This is a genomic window from Rhodobacteraceae bacterium S2214, from assembly GCA_025141675.1.
GTDB lineage: Bacteria > Pseudomonadota > Alphaproteobacteria > Rhodobacterales > Rhodobacteraceae > Yoonia.
The window spans coordinates 3,323,063-3,349,043 of record CP081161.1; the positions used below are offsets into that span (position 1 = coordinate 3,323,063).

Genomic DNA, 25,981 nt, shown 5'->3' on the forward strand with positions numbered 1-25,981 from the left:
GACCATCTTGTTGTTCCTTATGCGGTCTTATTGTTGCCCCGACACAGAATTTCCTGCATGAACGCGGGATGACACTTTCACAAAAAGCTTTGGGCGTTCATTTACTAACGGCCACCGGTGCAGTTTTCGCGATGCTTGCGATGCTCGCCGCTGTTGATCTCGACTGGTCAATGATGTTCCTGTGGCTCGTCGTGGCCTTTTTCGTAGACGGTATCGATGGTCCGCTGGCCCGCAAATACGACGTGAAGACCAACGCGCCTATCTTTGACGGCGTCTTGTTGGATCTAATCATCGATTATCTGACTTATGTGTTTGTGCCTGCCTACGCGCTGTTCAAATCGGGGCTACTGCCCGGCTGGACCGGTTGGGTGGCGATCATTGTCATCACATTTGCATCGGCCCTGTATTTTGCTGACATGCGCATGAAAACAAAAGACTATTCATTTTCCGGCTTCCCCGGATGCTGGAACATGGTGGTTCTTGTTCTGTTTGCGATCCAGCCCAATTTCTACGTGAGCCTCGTGCTGGTTGCCGTCTTAGCCGCCGCCATGTTTTTCCCGGTCAAGTTTGTCCATCCGGTCCGCACTGCCCGTTGGCGTGTGGTCACCTTACCTGTGGCGATGGCGTGGACGGTGTTTGCCGGTTGGGCCGCATGGGTCAATTTCGACCCAGCGTCTTTGGCGCATTATGGTCTAATGCTGACGTCGATTTATCTGCTTGGGGCTGGTGCCATGCAGCAGGTGATCCACGGCAAAGACGGCTAAAAGCCGCCAAGGGTTTGCCGCGGTCCATACGTGGCCTTTGCTACAAAAGAAGCGATCCGGCCCCTTCAAGTTGCAACAGCTTCACCTTAGTCTCGACCCCGCCTGCCCCTGAATATCCACCAAGACCTGTCGACGACAGAACGCGGTGGCAAGGGATCAGGATAGCGATCGGGTTCGCCCCGCAGGCCTGACCGATGGCCTGAGCCGGACGGTCAAGCTGTTTGGCAAGGTCGCCATAGGTCCGTGTTTCACCGTATGGGATGTCGCAAAGGGCTTTGCCGAATATCTTTTGGAAGTCAGAGACCTGCGGCGCAAAGGGCAAATCAAAATCCTGCCGTTTGCCGTCAAAATATTCGCTAAGTTGATCCAATGCCGCAACAAGCACCGGGTGATCGTCATCGCGCAATGGTTTCACCCAATCAAGCGCCACAACAGCGTCGTTTTCCACGACAATGGTCAGCGGGCCGACCGGCGATTGCATGCCGGCCCGCAGTTGGTTTGCTTTACGCAAGAGCCGCGTCGCAGCGTCCGCAGACACCTGCGTGCCTATGCGTGCCCACGTCTGGCAGGATTTTCCAGCAGCGTTGGCATTTGTCGCCGTCCGCCCGTGCAAACACGACTGCGACGTCCGCTACATCGTCGTTTGTGAACGCATCCGCTGGGGCCGCATCGGTGCTGACCGTGATACCGGACGTGATGCACAGATCGTCAAAGGTTACTGTTTCCAGCACCTTAGCGACATCCGCTGTCACATAGACGGTTGGCGCTGCTTCAAGCGATGCACCGATGACTTTGTTGGTCCGTTCGACCTCTAGCGCGCCGGTCACAACGCGGCGCACTTGGCGCACGGTTGCCCACTTTTCAGCAAGTGCCGCGTCGCGCCACGCCATCGGTGTTTCCGGCATATCGGTTAGGTGGATTGATACGTCGTCGCCTTTGTGACGTTCCAGCCAGACTTCTTCCATCGTGAAGACAAGGATGGGTGCCAGCCACGTTGTCAGGCGGTGGAACAGGATGTCCAGCACAGTACGTGATGCACGGCGACGGTCCGTATCCCCATCGCAGTAGAGCGCATCTTTGCGAACGTCGAAGTAGAACGCGGACAATTCGACCGTTGCAAAGGCGAAGACCGCTTGGAAAACCCCTTGGAAATCGTAGGCAGCGTAGCCCTTGCGCACGGTCTCATCCAGTTCGGACAGACGGTGCAGCACCCAGCGTTCCAGTTCCGGCATATCCGCCGGTTCAACCCGATCCGCGTCGGTGAAATCGTTGAGCGACCCGAGCAGGAAGCGCATCGTGTTGCGCAAGCGGCGGTAGCTGTCAGACACCCCTTTGAGGATTTCATCACCGATCCGTTGGTCGTTTTCGTAGTCAACCTGCGCCACCCAAAGACGCAGGATATCCGCGCCATATTGGTCCGCCACAGTTTTGGGGGCGATGATGTTGCCCAAGGATTTCGACATCTTCATGCCCTTGGAATCCAGGGTAAAGCCACAAGTCATCACACCGCGATATGGCGCACGGCCAATCGTTCCGCAGCCTTGCAGCAAAGATGAATGGAACCAGCCACGGTGTTGGTCTGTGCCTTCCAGATACAGATCAGCAAGCCCGTCTTCGGACCCGTCTTCGCGGTCGCGCAGGGTGAAGGCGTGGGTTGAACCGGAATCGAACCACACGTCGAGCACGTCCATGACCTGATTGTAGTCGTCAGGGTTCACGATACCGCCCAAGAACCGTTCTTTCGCCCCGTCCATGTACCACGCGTCTGCGCCTTCGTCTTCGAATGCGGCGGTGATGCGGCTGTTGACCTCGTCGCTGCGCAACAAGAAATCGGCGTCGGTCGGCAGCGCACCCTTTTTGGTGAAGCATGTCAGCGGCACACCCCACGCGCGTTGCCGCGATAGTACCCAGTCGGGACGATCAGAGATCATCGCGTGCAGACGGTTGCGTCCTTTTGGCGGCGTCCATGTCACCAGTTCGTCGATGGACCGCAACGCGCGTTCGCGGATCGTGGTGCCGTATGTGTCCTGACCGTCGCCAACTGCTTTATCCACGGCGGCAAACCATTGCGGCGTGTTGCGGTAGATGATTGGCGCTTTGGATCGCCATGAATGCGGGTAGCTGTGTTTGATTTTGCCACGCGCGAGCAGACCGCCAACGGCCGCTAGTTTCGAGATGACAGCGCCGTTTGCGTCGCCTTCCCAATCGCCCTTTTTAGCCTTCGCCCGCAGGATGCGTTTGCCGCCAAAGAATGGCAGGTCTTCGCGGAAAGATCCGTCGTCCATCACGTTATAGGTGATCATCTGCTCAAGCATGCCGAGGTCGCGGTAGAGTTCGAATTCTTCCATCCCGTGCGATGGTGCGCAATGGACAAAACCAGTACCTTCTTCGTCGGTCACGAAGTCAGCGGCGCGGAAATCGCGTGGTTGGTCCCATTCGCCATTGCCGCCTTCGACGCCGTTCAGCGGGTGGCGCAGGGAAATCGTTGCAAGCTCTGACGCCTCAACGGACCGGATGCGCCGCCACATGTTTTCATCCAGCCGTGCTTTGGTCAGCACGCCGTCGGCCAATTTGTCAGCCAGGATGAACTTTTCGCCGATGGTGCACCAGCTTTCCTCGGGTGTGCCGATGACCTCGTAAAGGCCATAATCATAGTCGGCGCCGTAAACGACCGCCTTGTTTGACGGGATCGTCCAAGGCGTGGTGGTCCAGATCACAACGCTGGTGTTCAGCAAATCCTCGGCGAGGTTCTGTTGAATGCCTTCGAAATCGCCCGCTTCATCCAGCAGGGCCATATCGACGCCTTCGCCTTTGGCGCGGACAGCGAATTTCACCCAGATCGCGTGGCTTTCTTTGTCGTGGTATTCGACCTCAGCTTCGGCAAGCGCTGTTTGTTCAACCGGCGACCACATGACGGGTTTGGAGCCTTGGTACAGCGTCCCGTTCATCAGGAATTTCTGGAATTCTTCCGCAATCACGCGTTCTGCGTGGAAATCCATCGTCAGGTATGGGTTTTCCCATTTACCAGTGACGCCCAAGCGTTTGAATTCTTCGCGCTGGATGTCGACCCAACCCGCAGCAAAATCGCGGCATTCTTGGCGGAATTCCACGACAGGTACATCGTCCTTGTCGCGGCCTTTTTCGCGGTATTTTTCTTCGATCTTCCATTCGATTGGCAGGCCGTGGCAATCCCAACCAGGGATATAACGTGCGTCTTTGCCCATCATCTGTTGGGACCGCACCACAAAATCCTTGAGGATTTTGTTCAGCGCGTGACCGATGTGCAGGTGACCGTTCGCATACGGCGGGCCGTCGTGCAACGTGAATGGTTCACGTGTTTCCGCCTTCGCTTTGTCGCGCAGGCGGTCGTAAACGCCGATGCGGTTCCAGCGATCAAGCCATTCAGGTTCACGCTTTGGCAGACCAGCCCGCATCGGGAAGTCCGTTTTGGGCAGGTTCAGGGTCGATTTGTATTCAGGGGTGTCGGCGCACATGGGTGGCGTCCTTTGGATCATATCACGTCATAGGATGAGGGTCGGCGCGCGGTCGCAACACCTGAAGCCCGGCTCGTCTGGTGGTCAGACAGCCGGGTGAATAATTCGTATTTGGATCATCATGTGATGTCTCATAAAGCGGCTTATAAGGCGCTGTCCCGCGCGGGTAAAGAGGCGGCTTTGCCCCATGGTTTGCGCGGATTTATGCGGTTAGTGTGCCCGAAAGTCAGGTTAGAGGGTCACGATGGGTTCTGTTCAAAAGATTGCGGTTGTTGGTGCGGGAATCGGCGGCTTGGCGGCGGCGTCGATGTTGGCGGATCAGGGCCATGATGTGACAGTCTTTGACCAGTTTGATACGCCCCGCCCAGTTGGGTCGGGTCTGGTGATCCAGCCGATTGGTCAGGCTGTACTGGATAGTGTTGGTGCGGGTGATCTTGCGCGTGCGAAGGGCAATTTCATCAGCCGGATGTTGGGCCATGTGGAACCATCGGGGCGACGGGTGCTGGATGTTCATTACGATGCCAAACACGGTCTGCAGCGCGGTTTGGCCATCCACCGCGCGAGTCTGTTTGATGCGTTATTCCAAGCCGCACAGACCCGCGATATCGCATTGCAAAGCAGCGCCGAGATCAAGTCAGCCTCTGCTGGCGTTTTGACCACCGCCGATGGGCAACAATTTGGACCGTTTGATCTGGTTGTGGATAGCGCCGGTGCAGGATCCCCTTTGTCGCCGATTGTGTCGCGCCCTTTGGCTTATGGCGCGATTTGGGGCACCGTCGATTGGCCGGAAACAGATTTACCGAACGATTACCTGAGCCAGTGTTATCGCCGTGCGGACCGGATGGTGGGTGTCTTGCCGATTGGAACATTGCCGGGTGACGACCGCCCGAAGGCCGCGATCTTTTGGTCAATGCCGTCCGGTGCGCATGCCGATTGGGTGGCAGGCGGCGTCGATGCTTGGCGCGATGCGGCGACGGCGTTGTGGCCTGCCTTTGCCCCTTTTGCTGCTCAGATCACGCAGACCGATCAAATGACGATGGCCCGCTACACTCACGGGACTTTGCGCAAACCCTTCGGCAACGACATCGTTCACATTGGTGATGCCGCGCACCGCGCCAGCCCGCAGTTGGGCCAGGGGGCGAATATGGCGTTGCTGGATGCTGTTGCCTTAGCGAAAGCTGTGTCCGTAGCCGGTGTCGATGCCGCCCCTGCCCTATATGCAAAGGCACGTCGTTGGCATGTTTGGGCGTTTCAGGCGATGTCGGCCGCGTTTACCCCGCAGTATCAATCGGACAGTACGTTCCTGCCGAAGTTGCGCGATCACGTGATGTTTCCGGTGTCACAAATTTGGCCAGCGCCGCATGTGTTGACGCAGATTGTGCGCGGGACGATCCTGCCGCCGATGGGCCGGCTCAGCCATGTCGGCAAGCCGGACTTTCGTTAACGGCAGTACGACCCAGATCGGTAGCTTGCTGTGTCAAAATGAAAATGGTCGCGATGAAACCGGTTCGCGTTGGGACCCAGCACAGTGCCAAAAGGCCCGCAGGCGGCTTGCCACATACGTCGCAAAGCGTTGGAATCGCGCGATGAATTCCAGCCTGTCAAAACAGTAATCTCGCGACCGCTTTTCAGACCGATACCCGCGATGTCGATTGCTTTGCCGAATGCATGTTCGGACAAACGGCCTGTTGAGGCCGCATTGCGATTACGGCAAGCGTAGTGCGAGACCACGCGCAAAGACAACGCCTGCCCGCCTGTCGCGGGTTGCGCGCCCGTCGTCACCCAGCGTTTCAGCGCTGATGCCGTGCGACAATCGATGGTCGCGGCTGGTTGCAAGGTCACACCAGCTACCGATCGCACGCGCACAGCGTTATCGATGCCACACCGTCCCCGACCGTTCACACGCCCGATAGCTTCGCCTTGGATCGCGGGGTCGCCGCAGACTTGACCCCGCCGGATGGCCGCGGCGCGTTGTTGCGCGGCACGTTCAATTGCAGCTGGGCGTTGCGTCGGGCGTTCAGACAAGGCGGGTGCCGTCGGGCTAAATGCAAAGAGATCTTGTTCAGCCCGCAATTGCGGATCAGTCGCAGCACCATGCGCCAATTCAGGGCGTTCGTAGGGGCGTGCCGTCGGACGCAGTTCAGCGGATGGGACCGTTAGACGCGGGGCCATCGCAATCACACCCGGCGTGCGGGACAAAGGCCGAATGGCCGATAGATCAGGTTGAATAGGTGCAACCGGAGCAGTCGTTTGCGCTGCAGGCCGTGCGTTCGGGCGTTGCGTTGCGTCTTGCGCTAAGGCCGTGCTGCACCCGAGCGTGCAAAGCAAAAGGGCCGCGCGAAAAATCAATCTTTCGTGCCCGGAGTCCGGCCAAAATTCGGCTCTGACGTGTCTTGGCCCGCTTCGATAATGCCACGCCGGATCGCCCGTGTGCGTGTGAAGTAGTCGTGCAGATGTTCACCATCGCCTTGCCGGATGGCCCGTTGTAATGCGAATAGCTCTTCGGTGAAGCGGCCCAGAATTTCCAGCGTCGCGTCTTTGTTCGTCAGAAACACATCCCGCCACATCGTTGGATCGGATGCTGCGATACGGGTGAAATCTCGAAAACCAGCTGCCGAAAATTTCACAACTTCGCTTTCGGTGACGCGCGCCAGATCGTCGGCGACCCCAACCATTGTGTAGGCGATCAGATGGGGCGTGTGGCTGGTGACAGCCAAAACCAGATCGTGGTGATCCGGCGTCATGGTTTCGACGTTTGCGCCCAGCGCTTCCCAGTATTGCGTGAGCTGATCGACTTTGGCCGGATCGGAGTTTTCAAGCGGCACAAGGATATTCCAACGGTTGTCGAATAGCGTCGCGAAGCCAGAATGCGGGCCGGAATGTTCGGTCCCTGCCAGCGGGTGACCGGGGATAAAGTGAACACCGTCAGGGACATGCGGGTTCACAATGTCGATCACCGCTTGTTTGACCGACCCGACATCTGTCAGCGTCGCACCCTGTTTCAGATGCGGTCCGATGTCGGCCATAACGGCTTCCATCGCCCCAACGGGCACACACAGCACGACCAGATCAGCGTTTTTCACAGCTTCGATAGCGGTTTCAGTGATCCGGTCACACAGGTTTATTTCGGTCGCGATTGCGCGTGTTTCGGCGGACCGCGCGGTGCCGACAATTTCGGTCACACATTTCGCGCGGCGCATCGCATGCGCCATGGAACCCGCGATGAGGCCAAGACCGATCAGCGCGACCCGTTCGAAGATGACGGCCATTACCGCGCCCCTTTGTATTGCGCGATGCCGTGTACGACACGGCGGCAGGCACTTTCATCGCCGACGGTGATCCGCAAGCAGTGCGGCAGTTTGTAACCAGCGACACGGCGCACAAGGATGCCTTCGGATTTGAGGTGGTCGTCACAAGCGTTTGCTTCCTGTTCGGACCCGAAACGGGCCAGAACGAAGTTGGCTGTGGATGTGTCACATGGCACGCCGATTTCGGCCAATGCGTTGGCCAGCCAGTCGCGCCATTTGGCGTTTTCTGTCCGGCATTTTTCGAGGTAGTCGAGGTCACGCACTGATGCTTCCGCCGCCGCAAGTGCCGCAGAGGACAGGTTGAACGGACCACGGATGCGGTTCAGCACGTCGATGATTTCTTTTGGGCCGTACCCCCAACCAACCCGCAATCCACCAAGGCCATAAATCTTGGAAAACGTGCGGGTCATGACGACGTTGTCGCGGGCTTCGATAATTGATGCCCCGCCATCGTAGCCGTCGACGAATTCTGCGTAGGCCCCGTCGAGCACCAGGATCGTATGATCAGGCACGCCGTCGGCCAGCCGCATCAGATCGCCTTCGCCGATCATGGTGCTGGTCGGATTGTTCGGGTTCGCAATGAAAACCAGCTTTGTATTGCTGTTACAGGCGTCAAGGATCGCATCGACGTCTGTCACGCGGTCGTTTTCTTTCACCTCAACGGGTGTCGCACCCGCGGCCAGCGTTGAAATGCGGTACATGGCAAAGCCGTGTTCGGTGTGGATGACTTCATCACCCGGACCGGCGTAGCATTGGCACAAGAAGTGGATGATTTCGTCCGATCCGACGCCGCAAATCACGCGATTAGGGTCCACTTTCCACGTCTCGCCAATTGCACGACGCAGTGGGCCGTGGTCGGTGGACGGGTAACGGTGCATGTCGTGGACCGACCGCGTCACTGCTTCTTTCGCAGCCGCTGATGGTCCAAGCGGGTTTTCGTTCGACGACAGTTTTAACACGTTGGTCTGCCCGTCCACATGGGACGCACCGCCTACGTATAAAGCGATGTCCATAATCCCGCGCTTGGGCTTAATCTGGCTAGCCATTGTCGTGTTCCCCATTTCGTCTGGTGTTATTTAGCTGGCCTGCACCGCCCTGACCAGAGCTTATCCCCGCTGGCGCAGACGTGCGACCAAAGCGCCCCAACCGCCCGGCACAAGGATGGTTGCTGCGGCAAAGCCAAAGACGAAGCCGGCGAGTTCCGCGATCCACGACTGCCCGCCGCCAAACAACAGACCAAAGACCAATTGTAGGCCCAAAAGGAAGCCAATCAAACGGAAGGCCGTTAGTTGGTTTTGGCCCGTTTGGCCAAGGCGCAGCCACAGGATGTACGTGTATGACCCGATCAGTGCGAAGATCGCGGGATATGCCCCGAACAGCGGACTGGAATCGCGGGCGAGCAGGCAGAATATGACCGCCCCGAAGATCGACCCGCCAAAGAAGACGACCAGCGTTTTGATTGACCCGAACGCGTCCCCAACGAATTTGCCCAGCGCAAGCAAAAGCGCAATTGCAAACAACGCGTGGGTAAAGTCACCATGAACGAAGGGATAGGTCACAAAGCGTTGCACCAGATCGCGGCCATAATCGCCACGGGTTGTGATCACTTCGAGCACGAGTGGCGAGATGCCGTAGTCCTGCAACGCCCCGATCCGCCAGCCGATGCCCGTAGGCCCACCAATGATGCCAGCAGCCGCAAGCGACAACGCCCCTTCGACGACAACCATGATCAAGGCCAGCACGATAATTGCTGGCGGTAACGGGTTCACGGGCGGTTCAAAATCCGGATCGCTATGCATGGTCGTCGTTCCCCAAGGCCTGTTGAAAGTCGTGTATCTGTCTGGCATGGGTATGCGACCTCATTTCAGATGGCCAGAGTGGACCCGTCACATGACACAAACACAATTCACACCCCGCGTTTTTTCGGGGATTAAACCGTCCGGCGGTCTTACGCTGGGCAATTACCTTGGCGCGATCAAACGGTTCGTGGGTATGCAAGGCGATATGCAGACGATTTACTGCGTTGTGGACATGCATGCGATTACCGTCTGGCAAGACCCTGCAGAGCTGGCAAATGCCACACGTGAAGTGGCTGCTGGGTATCTGGCGTCCGGCCTTGATCCGGCGCAATCCATTTTGTTCAACCAGTCCGCTGTTGCGGCACATGCCGAATTAGGCTGGATTTTCAACTGTGTGGCCCGTGTCGGTTGGATGAACCGGATGACCCAGTTCAAGGACAAGGCTGGTGCGAATGCTGAGAAGGTGTCGCTTGGCCTGTACGCCTACCCTGCCCTAATGGCCGCCGATATTTTGCTGTATCACGCCACCCATGTGCCAGTGGGTGAAGACCAGAAGCAGCATGTTGAACTGACGCGCGATATCGCGAAGAAATTTAACCACGACTTCAAAAACGACTTCTTCCCTGAGACGACCCCAGTGATCGAAGGCCCCGCGACGCGGATCATGAACCTGCGCGACGGTACCAAGAAGATGTCGAAGTCCGGTGAATCGGACATGGAACGCATCAACATGACGGATGGCGCGGACCTGATCGCGAAGAAGTTCAAGAAAGCACGGACCGATCCTGATGCTTTGCCAGACACAATGGACGGTCTGAAAGACCGGCCCGAGGCAAAGAACCTCGTCGAGATTTACGCCGCTTTGGATGACCGTAGCGCCGATGATGTGATCACCGAATATGCAGGTGCCGGTTGGGGTAAATTCAAACCTGCGCTGGCGGATCTAGCTGTTGAAAAACTCAGCCCGATTTCCGGCGAAATGGCGCGCCTGATGGATGATCCTACAGAGATCGACCGGATTTTGGCGGATGGTGCTGTAAAGGCGCGCGAAATCGCAGAACCTATTTTACAGCAAACCTACGACATCGTCGGGCTGCTGCGGCCACAGCGCTAAGCTGGACACAAAAAGGGGGTGGGAGTTTCCCCCCACCCCGATCAGTTTACAATTCAGAAGGTGTTACCCTTCGTATTCTGGCTGTGCTTCTAGCGCTTCTTGGGTGCTGTCGATATAGACGCGGAAGTCGTCACCGTCGTCAGAACGTGTGATGTTCAGCTCTTCCAGCGTCACCGCAACTGGGCGTTCGCCCATGCCAAGGAAACCACCAACGTCGATCACCGCGCGGCCAATCGTGCCGTCGTCGTTCAGGATCAGTTCACTGATTTCACCCACATCTTCGTCGTTCAGGCCGTAAACGCGTGCACCGGTCAGGTCTTCCGTGGTCAGATCTTCGTTGCTGACGCGTGTGTATCCTTCACGTTCGATGTCTGGTGCCATCAACATTGGACGGTCTGCATCGTCCGTCATTGCGGCTTGGTCATCCGTCATTGTGTCTTCATCGGCATCGCTTCCAATGTAGGCTGGCGCATCTTCGATACCCGCAACGCTGGACTGTACGACAACAAAGTATTCATCGGCTTCTTCACCGTCACTGATAAACTTCAGCTCATCCATGCTGATTGAGACGTCTTTTTCGCCAATGCCGATAAAGCCACCGACGCCTACGATCACGTTTTGCACGTCACCGGCGCGGGACAGAACGATTTCATTGATCTCGCCAATGTCATCCCATTCTTTTTCACCGTCTGCTTCGACGGTCATTTCTGCGTCCACTTCGTTTTCGGATGCGTAGACACGTGCACCGATCAGTTCAGAGGCATTGAGGTTGATAGCGGAGTCGAACTCCATGTCAGAAAACACGGCTGTGTGTCCGTCGGCGTATGCAGTCGTTCCAAGTACAAGTGCTGCGGCGGTTGTTGTAAGAAAGCGTTTCATCGTATTCTCCTCAGTAGTTATCCGCTGAATTCGTCAGCGGTTACGGCTAAGCAACGACAAGCCCGGCAGATCGTTCCAAGAAAATTTCATGATTTTTCGCGGAACCCAGAAACGTGAAATTTCCGTTTGCTCTGGCACCCTTAATATATAGTGCCCCCCATTTTCCGGCGTGACTGGGCCCGCATTTGCGCAGCTTTTCGGGAACCCAATTGCCGTTCTGAAGTTGCTCCTGCGAACCTACGAAACACTGCCTTGGAGAGAGAAGATGCTTGATGTCGTTGCCCGCTGTGCGCTGTCGCCTTACCTTGCTTGGCAGGCGTATAACGTCAGGAAATCTGCGCTGAAATTGCCGGATGCGTCGGGCGAACGGTCAGGCAAACGCGGCACTGGTCCTGATCTGCGGCTTTTGATTGTGGGTGACAGTTCAGCCGCGGGTGTCGGCGCATCCCATCAAGAAGAAGCGTTATTGGGTCATATGCTGCGCCGTTTAACGCAGACCAACACGGTAACATGGGCCGTGAACGCCAAGACAGGATCAACCACACCTGAAACGATGGACCGCGTGCGCGACATGCCGTCCGGGAAATACGATCTAATTTCGGTGTCATTGGGCGTGAACGACATCACAAGCCTGACGCCCGTTCATATTTGGATACGACGCTACGCAGAATTGTTGGCCCTGCTTGAAGAAAAGTTCGCACCTGATGTGTTGTGCATCAATGGCATTCCGAAAATGCAATACTTTCCGCTATTGCCGCAGCCGCTGCGCTGGATCGTTGGCGCCCAAGCCGCCCGTTATGATCGCGCGCTGCGCAAGATGGTGCAGCATCGTAGTAACTGCCGTTATGTAGAATTGGATTTTGAACCGGAGCCAAGCCTGATGAGCCCTGACGGCTACCACCCCGGTCCAAAGATTTACGCCGAATGGGGGCGCAAAGTGTACCGTTCGATCAGGAATGACGTGCGTCAGATGACCATCAACTGAACCACGTCGCTGACCGCTTATGTGATTGCTTCCAGACGTTCTTTTGACATCTCGCCGGGCACAATCGTCAACGGAACAGGCAAATCGCCTGCTTGGCGCGATAGTGACGTCACCAAAGGACCCGGACCCTTTTTGTCCGCCCCCGCCCCGAGAACCAGCACACCGACTTCCGAATCTTCGTTGATATAGTCCAACAATTCGTTGATCGGTTCACCTTCGCGGATGACCAGTTCGGGATCTACGTTTTGTTTGTCGCGCATCCATTTGGCGAAGACTTCGAAATGGACTTCGATCCGTTCGCGTGCTTCGGCCCGCATGATTTCACCAACCCCGATCCAGTGGTTGAATTCATCGGGTGGAATGATTGACAGAACAGTCACGCCGCCGCCGGTATTTGCGGCCCGCATCGCTGCAAACCGCATTGCATTCAGACATTCACGGCTGTCGTCGAGCACCACTAAGAATTTCCGCATTGATGCCTCCCTCATGCGCCTTTGGTCAGAGTGTGCCGTAACCAAACCGCGCTGGCAATCGGTATCAGGCGGTTGCCGCCCAGTCCCAATACATATCTCTAACTTGCCGTGTGATCGGCCCCTGCTGGTATTGCACGTCATCAAAGGCCGTCACGGGGGTGACTTTGGACATATTGCCCGAGATGAAAACTTCGTCTGCAGCGCGGAAATCGTCGAAAGTCAGGATCGTTTCATACACTTCCATGCCCGCGTCCCGCATATTAGACAGGTGCCGCGCCCGCGTAATGCCAGCTAGGAACGTTCCGTTAGGGATCGGCGTAAACGTGACCCCGTCGCGCACCATAAAGACGTTTGCCGTTGCTGTTTCTGCGACATTGCCCATGGCGTCCGCGACCAGCGCGTTTCCGAACCCTTTTGCCCGCGCTTCCATCAACATGCGTGCGTTGTTAGGGTAAAGGCAGCCCGCTTTGGCGTTAACCACCGCGTTTTCCATAACCGGTCTGCGGAAGCGGGTGGTCGTGAGTGTCGTTGTGGCATTTGCGTGAAAGGGGATTTCTTCGAGGCAGATTGCGAAACCTGTCGCCCCTGGCGCTGGTGCAACGGCTGTCGGCCCACCATCCAGCGCCCAATACATTGGCCGGATATAGACCGCGGCGTCGGGCGCGAACATTTTCAGCCCTTCGCGCACGATTTGCACCATGTCGTCCGCTTGGACAGTTGGTGTGATAATTAGTGCCTCTGCTGATCGGTTCACCCGTGCGCAATGTGGTTCCAAATCCGGCGTTAATCCATTCACCAGCCGCGCCCCGTCGAACACAGTCGTCCCAAGCCACGACCCGTGGTCCGCCGCCCGCATGATCGGCACATCGCCGTCATGCCATTGGCCTTCGAAGTAGGTTTTGATGTTGGTTCCGGTCGCCATGGTCTGCCCCTGTTTGTGCCAAAGCAGAGCGTAGGATGCAGATTGCGGTCGGTAAAGCCGAGACTTGTCACCGATACAAACGCGCCCGGCGGGGGAGCGCCGGGCGCAAATGGTCTGCTGCGATGTTTGTTGGGACGGGGTCGCAGCGGCCGACTATGGGGTATCGGTTGGGTTAAGTGTCGCTGATTCTCATGACGGTTCTGTGAAACGACCGGAATTGCCGCCGTCCTACCAACTTAGAATGATTCCAAACCCTTGACACATTGGCGGGTCGGGCGCATATCTGTGGTCCAACCGAAGGGACCGCACCTCATGTTTATTCAAACCGAATCCACACCGAACCCAGCCACGCTGAAGTTCTTGCCGGGTCAGTCCGTTCTCGAAGTTGGCACCGCTGATTTCCCAACACCCGAAGCCGGCGAAGCATCCCCGTTGGCCAAACGCATTTTTGCGACTGGCGGCGTGACGGGTGTTTTCTTTGGTATGGACTTCGTGACAGTCACGAAAGCCGATGACGTTGAATGGGACCACATCAAACCCGGCATTCTGGGCGCGATCATGGAACATTACCAGTCTGGCGCATCTGTGATGGGTGCCGATCATCAGGTCACGTCCGGCCACGCCGAGCACACTGGTGAAGACGGTGAAATCGTTGGTCAGATCAAGGAATTGCTTGATACGCGCGTGCGCCCTGCTGTGGCCCAAGATGGTGGCGACATCACATTCCACGGTTTTGAACGCGGGATCGTGTACCTTCACATGCAAGGCGCCTGTGCCGGTTGCCCGTCATCCACACTGACGTTGAAGATGGGGATCGAGAACCTGTTGCGTCACTATATTCCTGAAGTCATCGAAGTTCGTCCAGTCGCGGCCTAAGCCATGACAAAGATCGCCGTCGAAAACGTCAATGTCCCCGGTCAAGTGACCAATGTGGATGCGGCCAAGTACACGGCGATGAAAGACGCAATGATGCGGGTGATGTCCAGCGATCCGATGACAGCCGCCCAAATTAAAGACGCGGCTAAGGCCCATTTACCAGACGATTTGTTTCCCGCCGGGGCCACATCTGGCTGGTGGGTCAAATGCGTTCAGCTTGATTTGGAAGCGAAATCTGTACTGACGCGTCATGCTACCAAACCTTTGACGTGGTCGATCACATGACATCGCGGGTTCTGGCGTTTGATACGGCCAGTGCACATTGTGCTGCCTGTCTGATCGACGGCGATACAGTGGTTGTGCGTGTTGATCCGATGGCCAAAGGCCAAGCCGAACATCTGATGCCAATGCTGGAAGAGGTTTTGTCCGACAACGGGCTGACTTGGCAGGATCTTGACGCGATTGGTGTGGGCACCGGTCCGGGCAATTTTACGGGTATCCGGATTTCTGTATCTGCTGCGCGTGGATTGGCTTTGGGGCTTGGTATTCCTGCTGTGGGTGTGACCCATCTTGAGGCACAGGTGCATGGATTGCCCCGCCCCGTGGTCGCGCAGGTCAGCGCGCCGCGAGAACAGGTTTACGTCCAAACCTTTGCCGATTTAATCAGCACGGCAGTTCTGGTCCCCGCGACGTCAGATATCGCACAGGCCGCCCCGCCGATTGTGGCGCCTGAGACCATGATCAAGAACATCGCCTTGATTGCGCGCGACCGCGCAGCAGACACAACCGATCGCCCCGCACCTTATTATGTCCGCGCCGCAGACGCGGCCCCGCCGCGCGACGCAGCCCCTGTTCTATTGCCATGACTCCCGATGATTTGGCGCGTGTGCATGCGGCGGCCTTTACCCAGAGCCGCCCATGGACCGCGAAAGAGTTCGCGAGCCTGCTTGATTCCACGGGAGTGATTCTGCTGGGTGACGTGCGGTCATTTTTGCTGGGGCGGTTGATCGCCAGCGAAGCAGAGGTTCTGACCATCGCAACAGACCCAGATTTTCACCGCCAAGGCCACGCCCAGCGCAACCTTGCCACATTTTTGGACGACCTGCGCAGACAACAGGCGACGTCGGTCTTTCTAGAAGTCGCCGAAGACAATATTGCAGCTAAGACACTGTATGAAAACAATAGTTTCGAAAACGTCGGAATGCGCCCAAAATACTACGCCCGCACCGATGGACATGCCGTTGCCGCATTGGTACTGCGCCGCACGCTGATTGGTGATCATTCCGCAAATGGTCTGATTAAAAATTGACCGGTTGGTCAAAAAAACATCCCTCGAATTGAAAAACCGGTTGACCCTAGCGGGCTGGCAATGCCTTATCGTGCGATAAACCAGCACAGACTGGTTTGACTTTTGGGGGAAAGTCGTTGGCCTTCCCTCCTCACAACGACTTGGGAGACACCATTATGACCCTTACAACGAAATTCTTGGGCGCGACGGCCGCTTTGGCATTGTCCGCTGGCGCAGTTGCTGCTGACCCTGCTGTTCTGTTCGATCTCGGCGGCAAGTTCGACAAATCCTTTAACGAATCTGCTTACAACGGCGCGCAGCGTTGGGCCGAAGAAACTGGCGGTTCATACGCCGAAGTTGAAATTCAGTCCGACGCACAGCGCGAACAAGCGATCCGTCGTTTCGCTGAAACTGGCGCAAACCCAATCGTTATGGCTGGTTTCGCATGGGCATCCGCCCTTGGTGAAGTTGCTGGCGACTACCCAGACACTAAATTCCAAATCATCGACATGGTTGTAGACGCGCCAAACGTCCGTTCCATCGTGTTCGCTGAAGAGCAGGGTTCATACCTTGTTGGTATGCTGGCTGCGATGGCGTCCGAGACTGACACTGTTGGTTTCATCGGCGGCATGGACATCCCGCTGATCCGTAACTTCGCATGTGGCTACGCACAGGGCGTAAAAGCGGTTAACGCTGACGCGACTGTTGTTGCAAACATGACAGGTACAACACCTGCAGCATGGAACGACCCGGTTAAGGGTTCCGAGCTGACAAAAGCGCAAATCTCTCAGGGTGCTGACGTTGTTTACGCAGCCGCTGGCGGTACTGGCGTTGGTGTTCTGCAAACAGCTGCAGACGAAAACATCCTGTCCATCGGTGTTGATGCGAACCAGAACTACCTGCACTCCGGTCAGGTTCTGACATCCATGCTGAAGCGCGTTGATAACGCGGTTTATGACGCGATGACCGCTGGTACTGATCTTGAGCCAGGTTTCAACGTAATGGACTTGTCCAACGGTGGCGTTGGCTACGCAGTTGACGAGCATAACGAAGCGCTCATCACAGCAGAAATGACTGCAGCACTTGACGCGGCACAAGCTGCGATCGTGGCCGGCGAAATTTCTGTCCACAACTATAACTCTGACGAGACGTGCCCAGCGCTTGACTTCTAAGTCAGCCAAATAGGCCAAACGATCAGGGCCGCACCGTTTGATTATGGTGCGGCCCATCTCATTTCAGGAATATGCCGATGATCCCCCAAATAGATGCCTTTTTCACCGCATGGTCGATTGCTGACGATGCAACCAGAGACGCGCAGGTCGCGGATTCTCTTTCGGATGAAATTGTCTATGCGGACCCACGCACGGCTGACCCTTTGACGACAGTAGCTGCCGTTCAGGCCTATGTCGGACAGTTTTCCAAGATGGCTCCGGGCATGCCTGTTGCCGTCCTCAACACATCAACAACCCTGACTTACGCCCGTGCGACGGTCCAATTCGGTGAGGGCGATCAGTCCCAATTGGGTCAGTACACAGTTGATCTGGCCCCCGACGGCAAGATCACACGCATGGTAGGATTTGTAGGGATGGGGGCACCCACATGACAAACGTAGCACCAGCCATTGAGCTGAAAGGCATTTCCAAGGCCTTTGGTCCCGTTCAAGCGAACAAAGATATTTCGATCAGCGTGATGCCCGGCACGGTCCACGGCATCATCGGCGAAAACGGCGCAGGTAAATCGACGCTGATGTCGATCCTGTTCGGGTTTTACAAAGCCGACGCTGGCGAAATTTTCATCAGCGGCACGAAAACCGCAATCCCTGACAGCCAAGCCGCGATTGCCGCTGGTATCGGAATGGTGTTCCAGCACTTTAAACTGGTCGAGAATTTCACCGTTCTAGAGAACGTGATCTTGGGCGCCGAGGATTCCGGACTGCTGAAACCGTCCCTGAACCGCGCCCGCAAAGAGCTGAAAGACCTCGCTGACGAATACGGTCTGAACGTCGAAGTTGACGCGTTAATCCAAGACATTGGCGTGGGTATGCAGCAGCGTGTCGAAATCCTGAAAGCCCTGTACCGCAAGGCCGACATCCTGATTTTGGACGAACCCACTGGTGTGTTGACCCCCGCTGAGGCTGATCAGTTGTTTCGCATTCTGGAGCGTCTGAAAGCCGAAGGTAAAACGATCATTCTGATCACCCACAAACTGCGCGAGATTATGGATACGACGGATACAGTGTCCGTGATGCGCCGTGGTGAAATGACCGCTACAGTGAAAACGTCCGAGACATCACCGCAGGAACTGGCGGAATTGATGGTCGGCCGTAAGGTGTTGTTGCAGGTTGATAAGGTCCCTGCACAACCGGGTGCGAATATTCTTGAGGTGAAGAACCTGAACGTGACCGACGATAAGGGCGTTCACCGCGTGAAAGACGTCAGTTTCAACGTCGCTGCCGGTGAAATCCTTGGGATCGCCGGTGTTGCAGGCAACGGTCAGTCCGAATTGCTTGAAGTCCTAGGCGGCTATGAAAAAGCCACTGGGTCGATCACCGTGAACGGTGTTGAGCTGGACCTAACCGGATCGAAGTCTGACGGTCGGTCCCGCCGTGCCCGTGGGATTGCCCACGTGCCAGAGGATCGCCAGCGCGAAGGTCTGATCATGGATTATGCCGCGTGGGAAAACACCGCGTTTGGCTATCATCACGACGAGAAATACCAGCGCTCTGGTCTGTTCATGGACAACAATGCGATCAAACAGGACACCATCGAAAAGATGGAACGGTTCGACGTGCGTCCGCCTGATCCGAAACTGGCGGCCAAGAACTTTTCCGGCGGCAACCAACAGAAGATCGTTCTGGCCCGCGAGATTGAGCGTAATCCGGACCTTTTGCTGATCGGTCAACCGACCCGCGGTGTGGATATCGGCGCAATTGAATTTATTCACCAACAGATCGTTGCCCTGCGTGATCAGGGAAAGGCGATTTTGCTGGTGTCCGTAGAACTGGAAGAAATTCTGTCCCTGTCCGACCGCGTGGCCGTGATGTTTGACGGGATGATCATGGGCGAACGTTTGCCCGCTGAAACTGACGAAAAAGAACTGGGCCTGTTGATGGCCGGTATGACTGGGGATGTTGCGTAATGGATGTGATGCCAAAATGGGCCGAAGTGGTCCTTGTCCCGCTCATTTCATTGATTTTGGCCGCTTTTTTATCGGCTCTGGTGATCCTCGCGATCGGTGAAAGCCCACTGGCTGCGCTGAAACTGATGATCGATGGTGCGTTGGGGTCGACCTATGGCTGGGGCTATACGTTGTATTACGCCACCAACTTTATGTTCACAGGTCTGGCCGTCGCCGTGGCGTTTCATGCCCGCATGTTCAACATCGGTGGTGAAGGTCAAGCGGTTCTGGGTGGCTTGGGCGTGGCACTTGTCTGTCTTTATATCCCATGGCCGCATTGGTCGATTGCACTGGTGGGTGCCAGCCTTGGCGCTGCGCTGTTTGGTGCCGCTTGGGCCGCGATCCCTGCGTTTTTACAAGCGAAGCGCGGTAGCCACATCGTGATTACAACGATCATGTTCAACTTCATCGCCGCTGCATTGCTGAACTACCTGTTGATCGGCGCATTGAAGGTGAAAGGGTCGATGGAACCTGCAACGGCGAAGTTCGCGGAAAGCGCCCATCTGCCGTCATTCCAAGACATGTTCAGCTTTGGCGAAACAACCCTATTCCGTGGCGCGCCTGCGAACGTTTCATTCTTTGTCGCTGTGGCTGCGTGTTTCGCGGTTTGGGCGCTGATCTGGAAAACCCGTTTGGGCTATGAAATTCGCGCCTTTGGCCATTCAGAAAGTGCTGCGAAATACGCAGGGATCAGCCCGACGAAAATCATCATGGTTTCAATGATGATTTCTGGTGGTCTTGCGGGCATGATGGCGATCAACAACGTGATGGGTGAGGCCGAACGCCTTGTTCTGAACGCCGTCGAAGGTGCCGGTTTCATCGGGATCGCTGTGGCGTTGATGGGCCGGTCCCATCCGTTCGGCGTGTTCCTTGCTGCGATCCTGTTCGGGTTCTTGTACCAAGGCGGCGCAGAGCTGGCCCTGTGGACATCGATCCCACGCGAATTGATCGTTGTGATCCAAGCGCTTGTGATCCTGTTTACCGGTGCACTGGACAATATGGTCCGCAGCCCGCTTGAGAAAATGTTCCTCGCCATGCGGCGCAATAAGGCGGAGGCATAAGCCATGGATCTGTTAACTCTTCTTCAAATCCTCGATTCCACAATGCGCCTGTCCACGCCTTTGTTGCTGGCCTGTCTTGCGGGTCTGTTTTCCGAACGTGCGGGCATCTTTGACATTGGCCTTGAGGGCAAAATGCTGGCCGCCGCGTTCCTGTCTGCTGCTGTCGCATATGTCAGCGGGTCGGTCTGGGTCGGCTTGTTGGCTGGTATCGCCGCGTCATTGGTGCTTTCCGCTATCCACGGCCTTGCGTCGATTACATTCCGTGGGAACCAGTTGATTTCCGGCGTTGCGATTAACTTCCTCGCCGCTGGTCTGACCGTTGTCGTCGCCCAAAGCTGGTTCAAACAAGGGGGCCGGACACCGCAATTGACGGACGGCGCACGGTTTGAACCAATCACACTGCCATTCGCGGACGCGTTGCGTGACGTGCCCGTGCTTGGCCCGATCTATTACGAACTGATCTCTGGCCACACTGTGTTGGTCTACATCGCCCTGCTTTGTGTCCCTGCCACGTGGTGGTTGCTGTATCGCACCCGTTTTGGTCTGCGTCTGCGTGCTGTCGGTGAAAACCCTGCCGCTGTGGATACGGCTGGTGTGTCGGTCGTTGGTCTGCGTTATGCAGCTGTTGCGATCTGTGGCGTGCTGTGCGGCATTGCGGGTGCTTATTTGGCGACCGCGCTGCAAGCTGGCTTCGTGAAGGACATGAGCGCTGGTCGCGGCTATATCGCGCTGGCTGCGTTGATCTTCGCGAAGTGGCGTCCGTGGTATGCGCTTTATGCGACGTTGCTGTTCGGCTTCTTGCAGGCCTTGGCGCTGCGTCCCGACCTGATCGAAAGCATCTTGTCATTCAAGGTGAACGGTCAGCTGCTGGACGTGCTGCCTTACATCCTTACCGTGATCATCCTTGCCGGTTTCGTCGGCAAAGCGATCCCACCTCGCGCTGGCGGAGAACCTTATGTCAAAGAACGCTAAATCCGTCGCGGACGTGATCCGCGCAAAAGCGGGCGACGCCCCCGTCAGCGTTGGCCTGATCCTTGGGTCAGGTCTGGCGCATATCGCTGACGAAGTGGACGGTGTTGCGATCCCGTACGCGGAACTGGACGGGTTTCCGCATGCGCGCGTGTCTGGTCACAAGGCCAGTCTGACTGTGGGCGATCTGGACGGTGTCCGTGTCGCTGTGTTCGGCGGACGGTCGCACTATTACGAAAGCGGTCGCGGCGATGCGATGCGTCATCCATTAGAGGTTCTGAAGGAATTGGGCGCTGACACGTTGGTCGCAACCAACGCGGCCGGTTCCATGCATCAGGAAATGCCGACAGGGTCGATCATGTCGTTGTCTGATCACATCAACTTTTCCGGCCTGAACCCGTTGATAGGTGAACCGACTGACGCCCGCTTTGTCCCGATGAAAGATGCGTATGACCCAAGCATCCGTGCGGCCATGCGCCATGCGGCCGACGCTGAAGGTGTGGATATGCATAGCGGCGTCTATGCGTGGTATTCCGGTCCGTCTTTTGAAACCGTAGCGGAAATCAAAGCGATCAAGATGCTGGGTGCCGATGCGGTTGGGATGTCTACCGTACCTGAGGTGATCCTTGCGCGGTTCTTGGGACTAAAAGCAGCTGCAATTTCGTGTATCACGAACATGGCCGCTGGCATGTCTGACGAAAATATCAGCCACGAACACACAAAGGCGATGGCCCCGATTGGTGCTGCAAAGCTTGAAAAAGTGTTGCGCCGCTGGCTGCGTGACAAGGCCAATTAGGCTGCACGATTAGGTCCAATCCCCCGCCAATGCCGCGTTTGCACAAAAATGTGTCGCGGGGGGTTTGACTTAATCCACCTAGTCGGGTCATGTGAAGACAGCGGACTTAAACGCTCGGAACAGCCCAATGCAAATATACCTTCCTATCGCCGAGGTTTCGGTGAACGCCTTCCTATTACTTGGACTAGGCGGCATTGTGGGTATTTTGTCGGGAATGTTCGGCGTTGGTGGCGGTTTTTTGATGACACCCCTGCTATTCTTTATTGGCATTCCTCCTGCTGTGGCCGTCGCCACAGAGGCAAACCAAATCGTTGCCTCATCGTTTTCGGGGGTGCTCGCCCATTTCAAGCGAAAGACCGTGGACCTCAGGATGGGGACGGTGCTGCTGATCGGTGGTTTGATTGGTGCAGCACTTGGTATCGTAGTGTTCAACTACCTGCGGTCGCTGGGCCAAGTCGATTTGCTGGTACAGCTTTGCTACGTGGTTTTCCTTGGCATGATCGGGTCGCTGATGTTTGTCGAAAGCCTACGGGCGATCCGCAAATCCGGCAAAGGTGCCCCGCCAACGCGTCGTAAACACACATGGATTCACAACCTACCATTCAAGATGAAGTTCCGGGTATCCGGTCTTTATATCTCTGTCATTCCGCCGCTTTTGGTTGGGATCACCGTTGGTATTCTTGCCGCGATTATGGGTGTCGGCGGCGGGTTCATCATGGTTCCGGCGATGATTTACCTGCTTGGCATGCCGACCAAAGTGGTTGTCGGCACATCCCTTTTCCAGATCATTTTTGTGACCGCGTTCACGACAATGCTGCACGCGACAACCAACTACACCGTTGATGTTGTTCTGGCCGTATTGCTGTTGGTCGGCGGCGTTGTTGGCGCGCAGATAGGCACGCGGATCGGCGTGAAGATGAAGGCCGAACAATTGCGTATTCTGCTGGCCATCATGGTGCTGTTGGTTTGCGGCAAGCTGGCCTTTGATTTGCTCGTCCAACCGTCAGAACTGTATTCTATTGGCGGCGGGGGTGGTCACTAATGCTGATCCGTCTGCTGTCCTTGCTTTGCCTGCTATCCATGCCTGCCAAAGCCGAAGAAATCGTTCTAGGCCTGAGCCGCGATGAAGTCGCGATTACCGCGAATTTCGACGGATCAGACATCCTGATCTTTGGCGCGATCAAACGCGATGCGCCTGCCCCGACTGACGAAAAGTTGGGTGTCATTATCACCGTTGCAGGGCCCGACGGTCCGGTCACTGTGCGCCGCAAGGCCCGCAGGCTTGGTATCTGGGTGAACACGGATTCTGTGAACGTTGCGGTTGCGCCATCGTTCTATGCCGTCGCCACGAACATGCCATTGGCCGACGTTCTGAATGCTGAGGTCGATAGCAAAGCCCGTATCAGCATTGCGAATGCAATCCGGACATACGGGCAGATGGATGGCAAAGAAGTTGATTTCGAGGATGCATTGATCCGCATTCGGGAAGATCAGCGTCTTTACCAGACGTTGCCGGACGCCGTACTGGTCGAAGACGAAACCCTATTCCGCACCAACATTTCGATGCCTGCAAACCTGACCGAAGGCGATTACCGCGCCGAGATTTATCTGACCCGTGGTGGCGATATCGTCGATGTTTATGTGACGGATATTCCGGTGAAGAAAGTCGGGCTGGAACGTTGGTTGTATAATCTCGCGCATGACAACGCGCTTCTGTACGGCTTGATGTCGCTGGCAATTGCGATCGCTGCCGGTTGGGGAGCCTCTGCCGTGTTTTCCGTGTTCAAACGGTAAACACTATCCCCGACCGATGTAGGGCATCTTCGTCGCCATCAGCGTTTGGAATTGCACGTTTGCCTCAGACGGCAACATCGCCATGTGATAGATCGCTGTGGCCACATCTTCCACGGCCATGCTTGGTAACGGATCAAGCCCCTCAGCCGCCCGTTTTTCTTCAAGCTGCTGCACAAGGTCGGTCCGCGCGTTGCCAATATCGATTTGCCCGCATGCAATGTCATAAGGCCGCCCATCAAGGCTCAGCGTTTTGGTTAGCCCCGTGACGCCGTGTTTTGTCGTCGTGTAGCAGATCGACCCTTCACGCGGGCTATGCGCTGAGATCGAGCCGTTGTTGATGATCCGACCACCTTGCGGCGTTTGCTTGCGCATTTGCCGGAACGCCGCGCGCGCACACAGAAACATGCCAGTTAGGTTTACATCAACCACGGACTGCCAATCGGCGAGGCTGATCTCGTCGATTGTGGTTTGTTTGCCGAACATGCCCGCATTATTGAACAACACATCAACCTGCCCGAAGGCGTCAAAAGCGGCGTCAACATCCGCCTCTTTTGTAACATCACAGGGCAGCGCGACGGCGTTGTCATAGGCCGCAGCAAGATCTTCCAGCGGTTCTGCACGACGCGCGATCATGCCGACACGCCAGCCTTCGTCGAGAAACTTTTCGGCGGTCGCTTTGCCGATGCCGCTGCTGGCGCCCGTGATAACAATGCTTTTCATAGCTCTCCCCCGCCGGTCAGCTCCAATGGTGCCGCTGGTGCGCGTAGGTCGTCCACACGCAGTTCACCCGATGGCTTCGCAAGACGGTTCCGCACCACCCAGCGTAACTGGTTTTCCGCCCGCGTAATTGCAACGTATGTCAGGCGTTTCCAAAGCGGCTGGCCCGCCTCGACCCGTCCCATGCGGGCGGCGATTTCGATATCGGGTGCAAAGACTTGCACTGTGTCCCATTGCGACCCCTGCGCTTTGTGGATCGTGACAGCCGCGCCATGCAGGAACGTAGCACCCATGCGTGCCGCGAACGGGATAAACGGTTCTTCGTCGCCTTCCTGTTCGATCTTCACGATAGACGCCGCCGAGATTTGCGGTTCTTCCGCCCCCATCACGTGCAAGCGCGAAAAACCGGGCTTGCGACCCGGCCCAAGATAAACGACCTGCGCACCTTTGATCAGTCCGCGTGCTTCAAGGTCGAGCCGCTTTTTGCGGTGTTTCATCGGCAGTTCGATACCGTCACAGATCAACGGTTCGCCTTCCAGCAGTTCGTCGCCGGGCGCGCCATATGCGGCGCGAAACGCGTGGATCAACCGGATACGGGTTTTGTTGGTCCAGACCAGCACAGGCGACCGCGCCATCAGGTCAGATTCAACCCGTTGGGCCATGACAACCCGTTCGTCTTTTTGCGCGGCTTCCGCGACCATTTTTTCGAAATGATAGAAGTCGAGCATCGGGTCGGCCAGCGCATGTGCCAAATCAAGGATCGGGTTGCCTGCTGTTTGCCGGTGAACCCGTTCCAGAACTTTGACCTTCTTTTCAGGGAGCGTTTCGAACACCATCCCGCCAGAGGATTGCACCGGCGGCAGCTGTGCGGGATCGCCGAACAAGACAAGCGTCGGGAAAATCTCTTGCAGGTCTTCGAATTGTTTGGCGTCCAGCATCGAACTTTCGTCGATGAACCCGATATCGAGCGGTTCTTCGCGACGCTTCCAGCCCGTGATGAAATCCGATCCGCGCAATCCGGCGGCGGCAAGCGCCGCTGGCACCGATTTGTTCGCCTCAAACGACGCAAAGGCACGGTCTAATGCGACGTCTGTTAGACCTTCGATTTCAGGTTTTTCGCCCGATCCAGCCAGCCATTCGGCGACTTTTTCGTATTCTGGGTCATAGACCGGCGTGTAAAGAATACGGTGAATTGTTGTCGCAGGCACACCGCGATTGCGCAGAACTGACGCGGCTTTGTTGGTCGGCGCGAGAATTGCCAACGTCCTACGATCTTTACGCTTTTTGCCTTCCCAGTCGCCTGAAATGACATCAACACCAGCCTCTTCCAACGCTTTATAGAGCTTGGCCAACAACAGTGTTTTGCCCGACCCTGCCTTGCCGATCACAGCCATCACAGATGACTTATCGGATGCAGGCGGCATCAGCAGGCTATCGTCCAGATGCACCCCCGATTGACGAAGGGTCTGAGCAACAGCATCCCAGGCTTCGGCCTGATCTTCTGAGAAGGTGACTTGGGTCGGCATATTCATGCGCCGACCCTATATGGCACGCGGCAAAGGTGC

At 56.5% G+C, this 25,981-nt stretch carries 27 protein-coding genes; 16 read left to right on the plus strand and 11 right to left on the minus strand.

Going from position 1 to position 25,981, the window contains the following annotated elements; genetic code table 11:
- Positions 1–68: 68 nt before the first annotated feature.
- Complete coding sequence (locus tag K3729_16430) at positions 69–764, plus strand: CDP-alcohol phosphatidyltransferase family protein (protein ID UWQ98976.1); 696 nt, start codon at positions 69–71, stop codon at positions 762–764.
- Between the two features lie 40 nt (positions 765–804).
- Here the strand turns inward: K3729_16430 and K3729_16435 are convergent, their stop codons facing one another.
- Entirely contained in the window at positions 805–1,245 is a 441-nt protein-coding gene (locus tag K3729_16435) for a methylated-DNA--[protein]-cysteine S-methyltransferase (GenBank protein UWR01102.1), read from the minus strand.
- A 22-nt stretch (positions 1,246–1,267) separates the two neighbouring features.
- The gene (gene ileS, locus K3729_16440) at positions 1,268–4,258 is read right to left on the minus strand and encodes an isoleucine--tRNA ligase (protein ID UWQ98977.1); all 2,991 of its coding nucleotides are present in this window, start codon (positions 4,256–4,258) and stop codon (positions 1,268–1,270) included.
- Positions 4,259–4,502: 244 nt separating this feature from the next.
- On the opposite strand from ileS, the gene K3729_16445 reads away from it, so the two are divergent.
- Positions 4,503–5,702, plus strand: a complete 1,200-nt coding sequence (locus K3729_16445) for an FAD-dependent monooxygenase (GenBank protein UWQ98978.1) — start codon at positions 4,503–4,505, stop codon at positions 5,700–5,702.
- Here K3729_16445 and K3729_16450 read toward each other — a convergent pair.
- From K3729_16450 to K3729_16465, 4 genes are all read right to left on the minus strand, one after another.
- Positions 5,699–6,430, minus strand: coding sequence for an extensin family protein (locus K3729_16450; GenBank protein UWR01103.1), 732 nt, complete (start codon positions 6,428–6,430; stop codon positions 5,699–5,701). The two genes, K3729_16445 and K3729_16450, sit on opposite strands and share 4 nt — an antisense overlap.
- 173 nt (positions 6,431–6,603) lie before the next feature.
- The gene (locus K3729_16455; protein ID UWQ98979.1) at positions 6,604–7,527 is read right to left on the minus strand and encodes a prephenate/arogenate dehydrogenase family protein; all 924 of its coding nucleotides are present in this window, start codon (positions 7,525–7,527) and stop codon (positions 6,604–6,606) included.
- Positions 7,527–8,612, minus strand: coding sequence for a histidinol-phosphate transaminase (gene hisC, locus K3729_16460; protein UWQ98980.1), 1,086 nt, complete (start codon positions 8,610–8,612; stop codon positions 7,527–7,529). Before hisC ends, K3729_16455 begins: the two co-directional genes overlap by 1 nt.
- A 60-nt stretch (positions 8,613–8,672) precedes the next feature.
- Entirely contained in the window at positions 8,673–9,365 is a 693-nt protein-coding gene (locus K3729_16465) for a rhomboid family intramembrane serine protease (GenBank protein UWQ98981.1), read from the minus strand.
- 91 nt (positions 9,366–9,456) lie between these two features.
- Here K3729_16465 and trpS point away from each other — a divergent pair, with 91 nt between their 5' ends.
- Positions 9,457–10,479, plus strand: coding sequence for a tryptophan--tRNA ligase (trpS, locus tag K3729_16470; protein UWQ98982.1), 1,023 nt, complete (start codon positions 9,457–9,459; stop codon positions 10,477–10,479).
- A 63-nt stretch (positions 10,480–10,542) separates the two neighbouring features.
- Here the strand turns inward: trpS and K3729_16475 are convergent, their stop codons facing one another.
- A complete protein-coding gene (locus K3729_16475; GenBank protein UWQ98983.1) occupies positions 10,543–11,358 on the minus strand; it encodes a PRC-barrel domain-containing protein in 816 nt (271 codons plus the stop codon).
- Positions 11,359–11,623: 265 nt separating this feature from the next.
- Here K3729_16475 and K3729_16480 point away from each other — a divergent pair, with 265 nt between their 5' ends.
- Positions 11,624–12,343: an SGNH/GDSL hydrolase family protein gene (locus K3729_16480; protein ID UWQ98984.1), complete on the plus strand. Its 720-nt coding sequence runs from the start codon at positions 11,624–11,626 to the stop codon at positions 12,341–12,343.
- 17 nt (positions 12,344–12,360) lie between these two features.
- Here K3729_16480 and K3729_16485 read toward each other — a convergent pair whose 3' ends face one another.
- Both K3729_16485 and K3729_16490 read right to left on the minus strand, forming a co-directional pair.
- A complete protein-coding gene (locus K3729_16485; protein UWQ98985.1) occupies positions 12,361–12,816 on the minus strand; it encodes a universal stress protein in 456 nt (151 codons plus the stop codon).
- Between the two features lie 64 nt (positions 12,817–12,880).
- On the minus strand, positions 12,881–13,738 hold the full coding sequence (locus K3729_16490; protein UWQ98986.1) for a branched-chain amino acid aminotransferase: 858 nt from the start codon (positions 13,736–13,738) through the stop codon (positions 12,881–12,883).
- A gap of 312 nt (positions 13,739–14,050) precedes the next feature.
- On the opposite strand from K3729_16490, the gene K3729_16495 reads away from it, so the two are divergent.
- The 12 genes from K3729_16495 (at position 14,051) to K3729_16550 (ending at position 23,699) form a co-directional block, all read left to right on the plus strand.
- Positions 14,051–14,614: a NifU family protein gene (locus K3729_16495; GenBank protein ID UWQ98987.1), complete on the plus strand. Its 564-nt coding sequence runs from the start codon at positions 14,051–14,053 to the stop codon at positions 14,612–14,614.
- A 3-nt stretch (positions 14,615–14,617) separates the two neighbouring features.
- A complete protein-coding gene (locus K3729_16500; GenBank protein ID UWQ98988.1) occupies positions 14,618–14,899 on the plus strand; it encodes a hypothetical protein in 282 nt (93 codons plus the stop codon).
- Positions 14,896–15,480 (plus strand): tRNA (adenosine(37)-N6)-threonylcarbamoyltransferase complex dimerization subunit type 1 TsaB, encoded by a 585-nt coding sequence (gene tsaB / locus K3729_16505; protein UWQ98989.1) that lies wholly within the window; start codon positions 14,896–14,898, stop codon positions 15,478–15,480. Before K3729_16500 ends, tsaB begins: the two co-directional genes overlap by 4 nt.
- On the plus strand, positions 15,477–15,923 hold the full coding sequence (locus K3729_16510) for a GNAT family N-acetyltransferase (protein UWQ98990.1): 447 nt from the start codon (positions 15,477–15,479) through the stop codon (positions 15,921–15,923). Before tsaB ends, K3729_16510 begins: the two co-directional genes overlap by 4 nt.
- A gap of 155 nt (positions 15,924–16,078) precedes the next feature.
- Positions 16,079–17,074, plus strand: coding sequence for a BMP family ABC transporter substrate-binding protein (locus K3729_16515; GenBank protein UWQ98991.1), 996 nt, complete (start codon positions 16,079–16,081; stop codon positions 17,072–17,074).
- A 77-nt stretch (positions 17,075–17,151) separates the two neighbouring features.
- A complete protein-coding gene (locus K3729_16520; GenBank protein UWQ98992.1) occupies positions 17,152–17,505 on the plus strand; it encodes a molecular chaperone GroEL in 354 nt (117 codons plus the stop codon).
- Positions 17,502–19,040 carry an ABC transporter ATP-binding protein gene (locus K3729_16525; GenBank protein UWQ98993.1) on the plus strand — a complete coding sequence of 513 codons (1,539 nt, stop codon included), beginning with the start codon at positions 17,502–17,504 and terminating at the stop codon, positions 19,038–19,040. Before K3729_16520 ends, K3729_16525 begins: the two co-directional genes overlap by 4 nt.
- Positions 19,040–20,140, plus strand: coding sequence for an ABC transporter permease (locus K3729_16530; GenBank protein ID UWQ98994.1), 1,101 nt, complete (start codon positions 19,040–19,042; stop codon positions 20,138–20,140). Before K3729_16525 ends, K3729_16530 begins: the two co-directional genes overlap by 1 nt.
- Before the next feature lie 3 nt (positions 20,141–20,143).
- Complete coding sequence (locus K3729_16535; GenBank protein ID UWQ98995.1) at positions 20,144–21,112, plus strand: ABC transporter permease; 969 nt, start codon at positions 20,144–20,146, stop codon at positions 21,110–21,112.
- On the plus strand, positions 21,096–21,905 hold the full coding sequence (locus tag K3729_16540) for a purine-nucleoside phosphorylase (GenBank protein ID UWQ98996.1): 810 nt from the start codon (positions 21,096–21,098) through the stop codon (positions 21,903–21,905). Before K3729_16535 ends, K3729_16540 begins: the two co-directional genes overlap by 17 nt.
- Positions 21,906–22,032: 127 nt before the next feature.
- Positions 22,033–22,947, plus strand: a complete 915-nt coding sequence (locus tag K3729_16545; GenBank protein ID UWQ98997.1) for a sulfite exporter TauE/SafE family protein — start codon at positions 22,033–22,035, stop codon at positions 22,945–22,947.
- Between the two features lie 2 nt (positions 22,948–22,949).
- Positions 22,950–23,699: a TIGR02186 family protein gene (locus K3729_16550; protein UWR01104.1), complete on the plus strand. Its 750-nt coding sequence runs from the start codon at positions 22,950–22,952 to the stop codon at positions 23,697–23,699.
- Positions 23,700–23,702: 3 nt separating this feature from the next.
- Here K3729_16550 and K3729_16555 read toward each other — a convergent pair whose 3' ends face one another.
- On the minus strand, positions 23,703–24,419 hold the full coding sequence (locus K3729_16555) for an SDR family oxidoreductase (protein UWQ98998.1): 717 nt from the start codon (positions 24,417–24,419) through the stop codon (positions 23,703–23,705).
- Positions 24,416–25,948 (minus strand): AAA family ATPase, encoded by a 1,533-nt coding sequence (locus tag K3729_16560; protein UWQ98999.1) that lies wholly within the window; start codon positions 25,946–25,948, stop codon positions 24,416–24,418. The genes K3729_16555 and K3729_16560 overlap by 4 nt, the downstream gene beginning before the upstream one ends.
- Positions 25,949–25,981: the final 33 nt, after the last annotated feature.

Bases quoted from the DNA above. Each gene is read 5' to 3' on its own strand.
- K3729_16530 (UWQ98994.1), top strand. From the start codon at position 19,040: ATGGATGTGATGCCAAAATGGGCCGAAGTGGTCCTTGTCCCGCTCATT.
- trpS (UWQ98982.1), top strand. From the start codon at position 9,457: ATGACACAAACACAATTCACACCCCGCGTTTTTTCGGGGATTAAACCG.
- K3729_16535 (UWQ98995.1), top strand. From the start codon at position 20,144: ATGGATCTGTTAACTCTTCTTCAAATCCTCGATTCCACAATGCGCCTG.
- ileS (UWQ98977.1), bottom strand. From the start codon at position 4,258: ATGTGCGCCGACACCCCTGAATACAAATCGACCCTGAACCTGCCCAAA.
- K3729_16465 (UWQ98981.1), bottom strand. From the start codon at position 9,365: ATGCATAGCGATCCGGATTTTGAACCGCCCGTGAACCCGTTACCGCCA.
- K3729_16540 (UWQ98996.1), top strand. From the start codon at position 21,096: ATGTCAAAGAACGCTAAATCCGTCGCGGACGTGATCCGCGCAAAAGCG.
- K3729_16560 (UWQ98999.1), bottom strand. From the start codon at position 25,948: ATGAATATGCCGACCCAAGTCACCTTCTCAGAAGATCAGGCCGAAGCC.
- K3729_16435 (UWR01102.1), bottom strand. From the start codon at position 1,245: ATGCAATCGCCGGTCGGCCCGCTGACCATTGTCGTGGAAAACGACGCT.
- K3729_16485 (UWQ98985.1), bottom strand. From the start codon at position 12,816: ATGCGGAAATTCTTAGTGGTGCTCGACGACAGCCGTGAATGTCTGAAT.
- K3729_16495 (UWQ98987.1), top strand. From the start codon at position 14,051: ATGTTTATTCAAACCGAATCCACACCGAACCCAGCCACGCTGAAGTTC.
- K3729_16515 (UWQ98991.1), top strand. From the start codon at position 16,079: ATGACCCTTACAACGAAATTCTTGGGCGCGACGGCCGCTTTGGCATTG.
- K3729_16490 (UWQ98986.1), bottom strand. From the start codon at position 13,738: ATGGCGACCGGAACCAACATCAAAACCTACTTCGAAGGCCAATGGCAT.
- K3729_16455 (UWQ98979.1), bottom strand. From the start codon at position 7,527: ATGGCCGTCATCTTCGAACGGGTCGCGCTGATCGGTCTTGGCCTCATC.
- K3729_16450 (UWR01103.1), bottom strand. From the start codon at position 6,430: ATGGCCCCGCGTCTAACGGTCCCATCCGCTGAACTGCGTCCGACGGCA.
- K3729_16525 (UWQ98993.1), top strand. From the start codon at position 17,502: ATGACAAACGTAGCACCAGCCATTGAGCTGAAAGGCATTTCCAAGGCC.
- K3729_16445 (UWQ98978.1), top strand. From the start codon at position 4,503: ATGGGTTCTGTTCAAAAGATTGCGGTTGTTGGTGCGGGAATCGGCGGC.
- K3729_16510 (UWQ98990.1), top strand. From the start codon at position 15,477: ATGACTCCCGATGATTTGGCGCGTGTGCATGCGGCGGCCTTTACCCAG.
- K3729_16430 (UWQ98976.1), top strand. From the start codon at position 69: ATGACACTTTCACAAAAAGCTTTGGGCGTTCATTTACTAACGGCCACC.
- K3729_16500 (UWQ98988.1), top strand. From the start codon at position 14,618: ATGACAAAGATCGCCGTCGAAAACGTCAATGTCCCCGGTCAAGTGACC.
- hisC (UWQ98980.1), bottom strand. From the start codon at position 8,612: ATGGCTAGCCAGATTAAGCCCAAGCGCGGGATTATGGACATCGCTTTA.
- K3729_16520 (UWQ98992.1), top strand. From the start codon at position 17,152: ATGATCCCCCAAATAGATGCCTTTTTCACCGCATGGTCGATTGCTGAC.
- K3729_16475 (UWQ98983.1), bottom strand. From the start codon at position 11,358: ATGAAACGCTTTCTTACAACAACCGCCGCAGCACTTGTACTTGGAACG.
- tsaB (UWQ98989.1), top strand. From the start codon at position 14,896: ATGACATCGCGGGTTCTGGCGTTTGATACGGCCAGTGCACATTGTGCT.
- K3729_16480 (UWQ98984.1), top strand. From the start codon at position 11,624: ATGCTTGATGTCGTTGCCCGCTGTGCGCTGTCGCCTTACCTTGCTTGG.
- K3729_16555 (UWQ98998.1), bottom strand. From the start codon at position 24,419: ATGAAAAGCATTGTTATCACGGGCGCCAGCAGCGGCATCGGCAAAGCG.
- K3729_16545 (UWQ98997.1), top strand. From the start codon at position 22,033: ATGCAAATATACCTTCCTATCGCCGAGGTTTCGGTGAACGCCTTCCTA.